We start from the raw sequence: 11,992 nt of genomic DNA on the forward strand, positions 1-11,992 counted from the left end.
TTACACATTCTATCAAGTCATTAAGGACCCTCTTAAAACCTAGGCCCTTCCTTTGAAGCGAGGACCTAGGTAGAGCCTAACCATCCTACATAAGCATCTGCGGGTCAACATCAATGCTGATTTGGAACAATGAATCCTTGGTTCCCGCCAGCATCTCTGCCGTAGTCTGCCGGACAAGCCCAACGGCATCCAGCTCCCCCCGAAACTTCACCATGCATTGAAACCGATAACGGTTCTTCAGACGAGGCATCGGTGAAGCGATTGGACCTAGCACGTCCAGCGCTTCAGCAGTAAACTTGTCCAAGCTGGCGAACCATCCTTTGCGCTGAGCTCTGCCCCGCAGCTCACTTGTAAAGTTCTCCGCCATCCGGACAAGCACAGGAAGCTGCTCATGGGACAGTGTGATCAATATCAAGCGGCAATATGGCGGATATCCCAGCGCTCTCCGGTGCTTCAGCTCTTCCCGGACAAAAGAGAGATAATCATGCTGACTGGCATGAACAATCGAGTAATGATCCGGGGTATAGGACTGAATGAACACCTCCCCGGGCAGCTGATGGCGTCCGGCTCGGCCGGCCACCTGGGTCAACAGCTGAAAGGTCTTCTCCGCTGCCCGAAAATCTGGGAAATTCAAGGACGAATCCGCGGCGATGGCCCCAACAAGTGTCACATCCGGAAAGTCCAGCCCCTTGGCTACCATCTGCGTGCCCAGCAGGACGTCCCCTTTCTTATCCCGAAAGGCCTGGAGCAAACGTTCATGCGCTCCTTTTTCACTGGTCGTATCCACATCCATACGAATAACGCGGATCCCCGGAAACAGCTTGGCCAGCTCGCCCTCTACACGCTGTGTGCCGGTTCCGAAATACCGGATATGCTCACTGCCGCATTCCGGGCAAATAGAAGGCGCAGGTGCCGCGTACCCGCAATAATGGCAGCGTAAATTATTGGATTTCTGATGATAAGTCAGCGATATATCGCACTCCGGACAGGTAGCTACATACCCGCAGCTGCGGCACATCACGAAGGTCGAATGTCCACGGCGGTTCAAGAACAGAACGGACTGCTCCCCGCGCTCAAGCCTAGCTGAAATCGCCGCATGGAGCGATCTGCTGAACATAGATCGGTTGCCATCCTTAAGCTCATTGCGCATGTCCACGATATTCACCTTCGGAAGCTGGCTGCCAAGCGGCCGCTGCCGCATCTCCAGCAGCATCGGAGCATAAAGCGGATTCGATTGGGATCTAGCTGCATGATAGCTTTCGAGCGAAGGCGTAGCCGACCCCAGAATGACAGCTGCCTGATGCTGCTTAGCCCGCTGAATGGCAACGTCTCTCGCATGATATTTAGGCGTCTCCTCCTGCTTATAGGAGGTTTCATGCTCTTCATCCATCACGATTAGGCCAAGATCCGAGAATGGAGCGAATATAGCCGATCTTGCGCCTATAGCCACCTGCACCCTACCCTCACGGATTTTGCGCCACTCATCATACCGTTCCCCACCGGATAACCGGCTGTGAAGAATGGCGACCCTTGCGCCAAAGCGCCCCTTAAACCGCTCAACCATCTGCGGAGTTAGTGAAATTTCCGGCACAAGGACAATGGCTTGTCTGCCAAGGCCAATGCAGCGTTCTATGACCTGCAGATATACCTCTGTCTTTCCGCTCCCAGTAACTCCATGAAGCAGAAAAGAGGCGTGGGTATGAGCATCCAACACTGCCATTATCTGATGATAGACCTCCTGCTGTTCTTCAGTAAGCGCTAAAGGCTCCGTCGCTTTAAACCTCCGGTCCTGGTAAGGATCGCGGTACACCTCAACATCATCGATAATAGCATAGCCTTTTTCCGCTAATTTCTTCACTGTCCCCGCCGTCACTCCAAGCGTAGTCAGCACTTCCTGCATCGAGATGGGAATGCCTACCTCCAGCAGAAAGGCAAGCACTTCCTTCTGCCTTCTGGCCTGCTTGGTAAAGGAAGCGAGCGCCTGCTCCGCCTGTTCTCCCTGCACGGCAGCGGATACCGTCTTCACCGTCTTGATCTTCAACTTATCTTTAATGGCCTGGCTCTCCAGAAGCAGCCCCCGGCCAAGCAGCGTCTTGATCAAATGACCCCCGTCAGGATAACGCTGGCTCAAATGAGCCAGCGTTACCGGTCCAGAAGCGCGGATATAATCCATAATGTCAGCCTCTGGCCGTGTGAGCACATCGGCTGCTGTAAATAAGGTATCCTCATCCGCTGGGTCTTCAGCAACCCGGATATAGCGTTCGGCCTTCCCCTTCAAGGCTGAAGGAATCATAACCTGAAGAACAGACGTCAGAGTGCAAGCGTACTGCCGGCTCATCCATCCCGCGAGCTCCACCAAATCCGGCGGCAAGGGAGGGAGATGATCCAGAAGCTCCTGAATCGGCTTGATTTTGGAAAGGGCCATCTCCGACTCCCCCGCAAGAGCAACTACAAAGCCTTGAACCGTGCGGCGTCCAAACGGCACGCCAACCCGGCTGCCCACTTCAATCCACTCCGCCATATGAGGGGGGATCAGGTAATCAAACGGGCGATCCGTGTCCCGGCTAGGCACGTCAACGATCACCTTTGCGATACGGTTCATCAGCGGGAAGCTCCCGTCAGCCGGCCGCAAGCCAGCTCCAAAATTTGCAGGGCAGCTTCACGCTTAGAGACTTTAGGAAGGGATAACGCTAAGCCCTCTGCATCATACACTTGGATCACGTTCGTATCCGTTCCGAATCCAGCTCCTTCAACCGTCACATCGTTAGCCACGATGAGATCGCAGTTCTTCCGTTTTAATTTATCCATAGCGTAACTTTCTACATCATGAGTCTCTGCCGCAAATCCAATGAGAAATTGTCTCTGCTTGTGCTTGCCCAGCTGCTCCAAAATATCCACTGTTTTTACCAGCTCAAGCGTCATCGTATCACCGGATTTCTTGATCTTGCGCTCCTGTGTAACAGCAGGCCGATAATCCGCCACCGCGGCAGCCTTAATCACGATATCACTATCACTGAACTCTGCCATCACGGCCTGCAGCATGTCCTCCGCGGATTGTACCCGCTGAACCTGAATTCCTGGCGGCGGAGCTACCTGAGTGCTTCCTGCAATAAGACGCACCTCTGCTCCGAGCTCTCTGGCTGCTTCGGCCAGTGCAAAGCCCATCTTGCCGGAAGAGTCGTTCGTGATATACCGGACAGGATCAATGCGTTCAATCGTTCCCCCAGCCGTGATAACAACCTTTTTTCCGGCAAGCGGCAGACTCTGATAGCGGGCTTGGCGTTCAAAATAGGCTCCGACTACGGCTACAATTTGTTCCGGCTCCTCCATACGCCCCTTGCCTACATATCCGCAAGCCAGAAGCCCTTCCCCAGGCTCAACCAGCATGACTCCTCGGGCTGCAAGCTCTGCAAGATTACGCATCACGGCTGGATGCTGGTACATATGCACATTCATAGCCGGGGCCAGCATAATCGGGGCTTCTGTAGCCAGCAAGGTAGTAGATAGCATATCATCAGCTAGCCCCGCAGCCATTTTCCCGATGATATTGGCTGTTGCTGGAGCTACAAGCACTAGGTCCGCCCAGTCCGCCAGATTAATGTGAGCAATCACAGCAGGGTTCTTCTCGTCAAAAGTATCTGTATATACCGGAGCCTTGGATAAGGATTGCAGCGTAAGTTCCGTAATGAACTTCGTTGCAGAACTTGTCATAATTACTCGGACTTCTGCTCCTTGTTGAACCAGCTTACTGCATAATGATGCCGCCTTAAATGCAGCGATTCCCCCTGTAACTCCCAGCACAATTCTTTTACCGGTTAACACTATGGATCCCCTCACCTTCTCTTATTTCGCTCTCCTCACACATCCTGACTTACAGCAAGAAGAAACGGTGCCTTCCTAACTGTTAGGCTGGCCGCCGTTTCTAAAGATGCAAGCTGCATTGTATATAGTAAAAAAATAACAACCTTGCGGTTGTTATCGTACGCCCACAGGGCGGCAGGTGTTATTTCTCTGTTTGTTCGGAATCAGCAAGCTCCTGTCCATCACGCTTAATGCGGACATAATCGCCATAAATCTCTTCCAAGGCAACGCCTACCTGCTTATTGGATTTAGGCTGCTTGAGTTCGCTATTCTCGCCTTCTCTAAGCTGTCTTGCCCGGCGGGAAGCCGCCACAACCAGCGAATACTTACTGTCAACTTTCTCGAGCATTTTATCAATAGATGGATACAGCACGCTCTACACCTCTTCACCAGAGACCATAGGGTCTCTTCTCTTTATTTTCGCACTTTACAATGTTCGGCGATGATAATGCTTTCTATTCGCTTGCACGCACAATCAATCTCATCGTTAACCACCGCATAATCATAATGCTCCATCAGGCTGATCTCGTCAACCGCTACCGACATCCGGTGATCAATTGTCGCTTGGTTCTCTGTTCCGCGCCCTACGATCCGTTCTTTCAATTCATCGATGGAAGGAGGCAGGAGGAACACAAAGACACCCTCTGGAAACTTCTCCTTCACCTTAAGTGCGCCTTGAACCTCAATCTCCAAAATAATATCCCTGCCGCTTTCGATGGTCTTCTCGACGAAATCCCTCGGTGTTCCGTAGAAATTACCAACATACTCAGCATGCTCAAGCAGTTGATCGTTGTCGATCATCTCAATGAACTGCTCACGGCTCTTGAAAAAATAGTTAACCCCGTTCTCTTCTCCCATACGCGGCTGGCGCGTTGTTGCCGAGACGGAGTATACCAAATCAGGTAGACGCCGTCTTAGTTCGGTGCACAGCGTCCCTTTGCCTACCCCAGAGGGGCCTGATAATACAATAAGTAACCCTTTTGCCATATTACTCTCCATTTTATTCATCGTTGTCGTCTTCTTTAGTAGATAGACGATGTGCAACCGTCTCCGGTTGAACCGCAGACAGGATCACATGGTCGCTATCTGTGATAATTACCGCACGAGTGCGGCGCCCGTATGTAGCATCAATCAGCATATGGCGATCCCGGGCTTCCTGAATGATTCGTTTGATCGGCGCAGATTCCGGGCTGACAATAGAAATGATGCGGTTAGCAGATACGATATTGCCAAAGCCGATGTTAATGAGTTTGATTGCCATCTTAAGGTTGTTCCCCCTATATTGTGTGACGAATCAGCTACTCCAGATTGGCCGCCTGTTCGCGGATTTTCTCAAGCTCTGCCTTTAATTCGACCACACGGTTGACTATTGCTAAATGATTGGCTTTGGATCCAATCGTATTAATCTCACGGTTCATCTCTTGAACTAGGAAATCAAGTTTCCTTCCCGCAGGCTCCCGGTTGTTCAAGAGACTGCCGCACTGCTGCAGATGACTCTTCAGACGGATCAGCTCTTCATCTATGTTAGAGCGATCAGCAAAGACGGCCACTTCCATACTAAAACGCTGCTCATCAAGCGGCTCTTCCAGCAGCTCAGACAGCCGGGTTCGCAAACGAACGCGATAGTCCTCAACCACTGTAGGAGCCAGCTGAACCAACTCGGCATGGATTTCTTCGATTCGGGCAAGCCTCTTCGTGAGGTCCTCTGCAAGATGAAGGCCTTCTCTTCTTCGCATTTCCAGCAGTCCGCTAAGAGCCTCCTCCAGTCCTTCGACAAGGACAGCTTCCCATGCAGCCGCCTGCTCAGCCCCAGAGTCTGTATCCGCAGGAACCATGACTCCTGGCATGCTCAGCAGTTCGGCCGAAGAAATCCCTCCGTCTACACCGAAGTCTGCAGCCAGCTCCTCTGCCGCAGCCAGGTAACTCCGAACAACGGAAGAATTCAGCACAAGTTGAGGAGCAGCCTGTTCCTCCTTCTCCCGATTGATGAATACATCAATCCGTCCGCGCTTGACGTACCGCTGCACCAGACGTCTCAAACCGTCTTCATAGCAAGTCCATTCTCTAGGCATACGGAGAACAACTTCGCTGTACCGGTGATTGACAGACTTTACTTCAAACTGAACAACATAGCCGCCAAAATGCTTGGCGGACTGACCGTATCCGGTCATACTGAATGACATCGGCATCACATCCGTTACACTATTGTAATTGATAATTATGAGCGAAACAAGTAGGCTTTGCGCTCTTTCGACGTTAGTCCATCATATTTCGTCAAAGTAAGACGAGAAACAAGGTCTGTGAACATGCAGGATACTCCGCATTCTTTCCACAAGCTCCCGACATCATCCCTCACGGCCTTTAAAAACAGGCCAGGAGATGACATGCCCTTCGCCAGCAGACTGCAAAGAGCCCCCGCTATATCTTAGTCGAGGGCTCTTGTAAACCTGATGTAGATGACGCCAGCAAACCAGGAGCCTCCCTATACCTGCAAGGATCCTTGATAAACAATGTCGGCCGGACCTGTCATGTATACCCTGTTATCCTCTTCTTTCCACTCGATGTACAGGTCCCCTCCTTGAAGGCCAATCCAAGCGGATCGTCCCGTCAAACCGTTAAGCACGGAGGAGACCAAGGTAGCGCATGCGCCGGTGCCGCAGGCCAATGTTGGTCCGGCTCCGCGTTCCCATACCCTCATCTCTATCCGATCCTTCCCTGTCACGGTAGCGAATTCAACGTTCACCTTCCGAGGAAAGTAAGCATGTGTCTCCAGCAGCGGCCCCCAATAAGCAAGGTCGAAGTGAGGCGCGTCATCTACATAAATAACAGCGTGTGGGTTCCCCATAGATACGGCTGTAAAATGAAACTCGCGCCCACCCGCCTCAATCGGCTTGTTGATAATTGAATCTCCTTCCAGCGTGGTGGGAATGCTTCTCCCCTCCAATACTGGCTCTCCCATGTCTACGCGAACGGACTTTACTTTACCGCCCTCGACCGTTAAGCTGACCGGCTGTACGCCAGCCCCCAGTGTTTCTATGGTGATTTCCTCTTTATTCGTATGGCCGAAGTCATATACATACTTTGCAGCGCAGCGAATCGCATTACCGCATTGTTCAGCTTCCGTCCCGTCTGAGTTGATGATAACCATGCGGAAATCAGCGCGCTCTGAAGGCAGGATGAACACTAGCCCGTCACCGCCCGCCCCAAAATGCCTGTTGCACCACTTGATGGCCAGCTCGGACACATTTTCCGGAACTTGCTGCTGCCCGAAAAATACTAGAAAATCATTACCCATCCCATGCATCTTTGTAAATTCCACTCCTGATCCCACTCCTTCATTCCTAAGCATCCATCATAACATGTTCGTGGTCATGATATAAGTTTAGGCGGATCGCAAGCGAAACGCTATTCATTTTATGCATGAATCTTTGTACTATTCGTTCTTAAGGTTTGCTTAGGACCTGCCGGACGCCGCCGATTCCCGGACCATACACTTCCTGCTCCGAGCAAGAAGGTAGGAATCCCTGCAGCAACTAAAGTAATGGCCCATTCACGCAACCCCAGCGGAACGGTCTTGAAGATCGGCTGAAGCGGTTCAATATACATCACCACCAGCATGAGTGCAATGGACGATAGAACGGCAAGCACCAGGTATTTGTTCTGCAAAATATTTCTGTGAAAAATCGAGCGGGAGCTTCTGCAGTCAAATACATGAATAAGCTGGGCCATAACCAATGTGGCGAAGGCTACAGATTGAGCCTTAAGCAGTTGATCGGGCTGATCGGGAGCAATATGCAGAGTTAGCCAAAACGCACCAAGTGTACACAGTCCGATCAGAACGCCCCGGCTAATAATTTTCCAGCCCAGACGCCTTGCAAAAATGTTCTCCTTCGCCCCTCTTGGCTTATGTTCCATAAGATCCTTTTCCGGCTGATCCACGCCCAGCGCCATGGCTGGAAGTCCGTCCGTCACCAGGTTCACCCAGAGAATTTGAATCGGAAGCAGTGGGAGTGGAAGCCCGGCAAGCATCGCAAAAAACATGGTCAGAATTTCCCCAACATTCGAGGCAAGCAGATAGCGGATAAACTTCCGAATATTTTCGTAAATATTACGCCCTTCTTCAATAGCCGACACGATGCTGCTAAAATTGTCATCGTTCAAAATCAAAGAGGATGCCTCTTTGGATACGTCTGTACCGGTAATGCCCATGGCAATTCCAATGTCTGCGGCTTTAATGGCCGGAGCATCGTTCACGCCGTCCCCCGTCATCGCAACGACATGCCCTTTTCGCTGCAATGATTTTACAATTCTTAGCTTATGTTCGGGGGATACGCGCGAGTAAACATAAACATCATCCACCAGATCATCCAACTGCTGGTCATCAAGGGTGCTGAGCTGCTTCCCTGTCATGGCGCGGCCACCCCTTGGCAGGATTCCCAACTCGTTCGCAATAGCTTCCGCCGTAAGGCCGTGATCTCCTGTAATCATCACCGTCTTAATGCCTGCCCGCCGGCAGGTAGATATCGCTTCCTTCGCCTCGCTTCTCGGCGGATCAATCATTCCAGCCAAGCCAACAAAGATCAGTTGGGATTCCGCGCCAGCTTCGCTGCCTGCCTGGTCGGGCGTACGAAGTTCCTTGTAGGCGAAACCTAGAACCCGCAGTGCACTACGAGCCATTGCCTCATTCGCAGCAGCTATCTTCTGGCGAAATGAACCGGTCAGCAGAACTACTTTTCCACCCCAAAGAATGTGCGTGCAATTATCCAGCAGCATATCGGGTGCACCTTTTACCAGAGAGAGCTTACCTCCTTGATGCGATACAATGACTGACATCCGCTTACGCTTCGAATCAAAGGGGAATTCCTTCTCTTTGAAATAGGAGGACGCAAGCGATGCCGCATCCATCCCCATCTTTGAAGCCAAAGCCACCAGCGCTCCCTCGGTCGGATCTCCCTTTAAAATCCATCTCGACACAGACTCTTCCTTGTTCTTGCGCTTAGACCGCATTTCCTCTTCGTCAGTCTCTACAATTTCAGCATTTCCGCATAAAGCGCCGATCTGGAGCAATCTCTGCAGTCCTTGTTCTTTACGGAGGTCCACAGGACGGCCATCTTCCCAAATATCTCCTCTTGGCTCGTAGCCTTCTCCCGTCACCTGGAGCTCCCGCCCCTCTAGCCAGACCCGGGTCACCGTCATTTTGTTCTGGGTTAACGTTCCCGTCTTGTCCGAACAGATCACGGAAGCGCATCCCAGCGTTTCCACAGAAGGCAGCTTGCGTACAATAGCCTTGCGTTTGATCATCCGCTGCACGCCAAGGGCGAGAGCAATGGTCACAATCGCCGGCAGCCCCTCAGGAATAGCAGCTACCGCCAGACTCACTCCTGCAAAGAACATGCTGCCTGCAGGATGTCCGCGAAGAATCCCTACTGCCACAACCAATACAGTGAGAGCAAGAGCTACGATAATCAGAATTTTGCCCAGCTGTTCCAAACGGTGCTGAAGAGGGGTCTGCTGGCTCTCCGTGGTCTGGATCAAATCGGCAATTTTGCCCATTTCCGTATCCATACCTGTACGAATGACGATGCCTTTTCCCGTCCCTCTGGTTACCATAGTCCCCATAAATCCAAGATTCTTCTGATCTCCAATAGGCACCGATTCCTCGGAGATCGGAAGATTATGCTTCCCTACAGGGTGAGATTCCCCTGTCAGAGCCGATTCCTCCACATCACAGCTTTGTGTCTTCAGCCAGCGAATATCCGCCGGAACTCGGTCTCCGCTCTCCAGCACAACGATATCTCCCGGAACTAAATCTCTCGCCGGAATGGATACCGTCTTGCCTTCACGCAGCACCTTGGCATGCGGAGCGGAAAGCTGCTTGAGCGCTCGAAGGGACCGCTCGGCCCGGAATTCCTGAATAAAGCCTAACAGACCGTTTAATACGATAATTGCTACAATGGTGATCGCGTCCAGATACTCGCCAAGCAAGCCTGAAATCAGCGTAGCTCCCATGAGCACAAGCATCATAAAATCCTTGAACTGATTCAGGAACAGAAGCAGCGGAGATACCTGCTTGGCTTCGGCCAGCTCGTTTAGGCCATATTCCTCCCTCCGCTTGACGGCCTCCTCCCCAGACAGGCCCTGCTCTGGGTTCACTTGGAAATGCCCAAGCAGTTCCTCCGCACTCCACCGGTGCCAGTTTTTTTGTTCCATGGTCTTTCTTCCCCTCCCACTTGTTTAGCGCATACTTGACCGTTTGAAGGCTTATCCACCTAGGTTAAATGTATTCAGACCTGTCCTAAAATATCACAGCCTCTTAAGTTTTCCCTTCAAGTATGGCATCATAGAGGTAAGTCAAAATTATAAACAGGAGAACTAAACGTTATGGCATTAGACGGCATCGTTACGCGCGCTATTGTACATGAGCTTCAATTATGCATAGGCGCCAGAATTAATAAAATCCATCAACCTTCAGAGAGTGATATCGTCATCAGTCTGCGAGGCCAGGGCGGAGGACGGCGGCTTCTTCTGTCCGCAAACCCCACCTATCCCCGCGTTCATTTTACGGAAGCATCCTTTCTCAACCCTCAAGAAGCGCCGATGTTCTGCATGCTTCTTCGCAAGCACTGTGAAGGCGGCGTCATTGAGAGCATCCGGCAAGTAGGACTCGAGCGGATCATCCATATGGACATTCGGCAACGGGATGAGCTCGGTGATCTCTCTTTAAAAAGAATCGTCATTGAGCTGATGGGCCGGCACAGCAATATCATTCTGCTGGATCCCGCTACTGGCACTCAGCTGGATGGCATACATCATGTCACGCCAGCAATCAGCAGCTACCGGGTGGTTATGCCCGGCTTCACCTACACAGAACCGCCCCAGCAGCATAAACAGCATCCTCTAGAGGTCTCAAAGGATGAATTCATGGCCTTATCAAGAGCGGTACTAGAGCCAAGTTCAGCCGGATGGCTGGTCGATTCCTTTAGCGGGCTTAGCCCACTAATCGCACAGGAAATTGTGAACCGTGCAGCTGACAGCGAAGGAGATGCACTCGATTTCGAGCCGCTTGGCACCAGGCTCTGGAAGGCCTTTGCCGAGCTTATGGAGCAAATTCGCTGCCAGGATTACCATCCTTCATCCGGTTTAAATGCGAAGGGCAAGGCTATTTTCTCCGCAGTACAACTGACCTTGATTCAGGAGGGGCTTCACACTTACGAATCGATCAGCGAGTGCATGGAAGCCTACTATGGCGACAAAGCGGAGCGGGACACCGTGAAGCAGAGGGTCAGTGATTTGCTGCGTTTCTTGCAGAATGAGCGAAGCAAAAATATTAAGAAGCTCGACAATCTGGAGAAGGACCTTGAAGAGGCTGGCGATGCAGAACGTTACCGGATCTGGGGTGAGATTCTGCTAGCTTCCCTGCATCAAATTCAGAAGGGGGACAAGGAAGCGCTGCTGATCAATTACTATGACGAGAATCAAGGAACAGAGCGCATTTCGCTTGATCCGCTGCTGACTCCATCCGAGAATGCACAGCGCTATTTCAAAAAATATAACAAGTTCAAAAACAGTCTTGCTGTGATCGGAGAGCAGTTAGACAAAACGCGGGAAGAAATCACGTATCTGGAAGGGCTGCTGCTGCAGCTCGGTGATGCCAGCATGAACGATATCGAGGAGATTCGCGAGGAGCTGACCCAGCAGGGGTATTTGCGCGACCGCGGCCGTAAGGTCAAGAAGAAAAAGAAGAACGACCGGCCGACGCTGCATGTGTTTACTTCTTCAGAAGGAATTGAAATTTATGTAGGGAAAAACAATCTGCAGAACGAGTATGTAACGAACCGGCTTGCCAAGCCAAACGATACATGGCTGCATACCAAGGATATACCAGGCTCCCATGTCGTTATTCGCGCCGCCGAGTTTGGAGACGCTACCTTGGAAGAGGCAGCTCAGCTGGCCGCTTACTTCAGCCAGGCTAAGGAATCCAGCAGCGTGCCTGTAGATTGCACTCTTATTCGCCATGTGCGTAAACCAAGCGGAGCGAAGCCGGGCTTTGTCATCTATGATCATCAGCGCACACTCATTGTGACACCGGAAGAGAAGCGTATTAAGTCTTTACCTAATATCATTAAATAAA

At 51.5% G+C, this 11,992-nt stretch carries 9 protein-coding genes; 1 reads left to right on the top strand and 8 read right to left on the bottom strand.

Features of this window, described 5'->3' with window-relative positions:
• Positions 1 to 85: 85 nt before the first annotated feature.
• The 8 genes from priA to DCC85_RS13680 form a co-directional block, all read right to left on the bottom strand.
• Positions 86 to 2,602: a primosomal protein N' gene (gene priA, locus DCC85_RS13645; RefSeq protein ID WP_108466094.1), complete on the bottom strand. Its 2,517-nt coding sequence runs from the start codon at positions 2,600 to 2,602 to the stop codon at positions 86 to 88.
• Positions 2,602 to 3,822 (bottom strand): bifunctional phosphopantothenoylcysteine decarboxylase/phosphopantothenate--cysteine ligase CoaBC, encoded by a 1,221-nt coding sequence (coaBC, locus tag DCC85_RS13650; RefSeq protein WP_108466095.1) that lies wholly within the window; start codon positions 3,820 to 3,822, stop codon positions 2,602 to 2,604. The genes priA and coaBC overlap by 1 nt, the downstream gene beginning before the upstream one ends.
• A 181-nt stretch (positions 3,823 to 4,003) precedes the next feature.
• Complete coding sequence (gene rpoZ / locus DCC85_RS13655; RefSeq protein WP_108466096.1) at positions 4,004 to 4,234, bottom strand: DNA-directed RNA polymerase subunit omega; 231 nt, start codon at positions 4,232 to 4,234, stop codon at positions 4,004 to 4,006.
• A gap of 41 nt (positions 4,235 to 4,275) precedes the next feature.
• Positions 4,276 to 4,848 carry a guanylate kinase gene (gene gmk / locus DCC85_RS13660; protein ID WP_108467867.1) on the bottom strand — a complete coding sequence of 191 codons (573 nt, stop codon included), beginning with the start codon at positions 4,846 to 4,848 and terminating at the stop codon, positions 4,276 to 4,278.
• 13 nt (positions 4,849 to 4,861) lie between these two features.
• On the bottom strand, positions 4,862 to 5,122 hold the full coding sequence (remA, locus tag DCC85_RS13665; protein WP_108466097.1) for an extracellular matrix/biofilm regulator RemA: 261 nt from the start codon (positions 5,120 to 5,122) through the stop codon (positions 4,862 to 4,864).
• Between the two features lie 37 nt (positions 5,123 to 5,159).
• The gene (locus tag DCC85_RS13670) at positions 5,160 to 6,044 is read right to left on the bottom strand and encodes a YicC/YloC family endoribonuclease (RefSeq protein ID WP_108466098.1); all 885 of its coding nucleotides are present in this window, start codon (positions 6,042 to 6,044) and stop codon (positions 5,160 to 5,162) included.
• A 299-nt stretch (positions 6,045 to 6,343) separates the two neighbouring features.
• Entirely contained in the window at positions 6,344 to 7,180 is an 837-nt protein-coding gene (gene dapF / locus DCC85_RS13675; RefSeq protein ID WP_108466099.1) for a diaminopimelate epimerase, read from the bottom strand.
• Between the two features lie 95 nt (positions 7,181 to 7,275).
• Positions 7,276 to 10,071, bottom strand: a complete 2,796-nt coding sequence (locus tag DCC85_RS13680) for a calcium-translocating P-type ATPase, SERCA-type (protein ID WP_108466100.1) — start codon at positions 10,069 to 10,071, stop codon at positions 7,276 to 7,278.
• Between the two features lie 171 nt (positions 10,072 to 10,242).
• Here DCC85_RS13680 and DCC85_RS13685 point away from each other — a divergent pair, with 171 nt between their 5' ends.
• Positions 10,243 to 11,991 (top strand): Rqc2 family fibronectin-binding protein, encoded by a 1,749-nt coding sequence (locus DCC85_RS13685; protein WP_108466101.1) that lies wholly within the window; start codon positions 10,243 to 10,245, stop codon positions 11,989 to 11,991.
• Position 11,992: the final 1 nt, after the last annotated feature.

Source organism: Paenibacillus sp. CAA11, from assembly GCF_003060825.1.
Taxonomy (GTDB): domain Bacteria; phylum Bacillota; class Bacilli; order Paenibacillales; family Paenibacillaceae; genus Fontibacillus.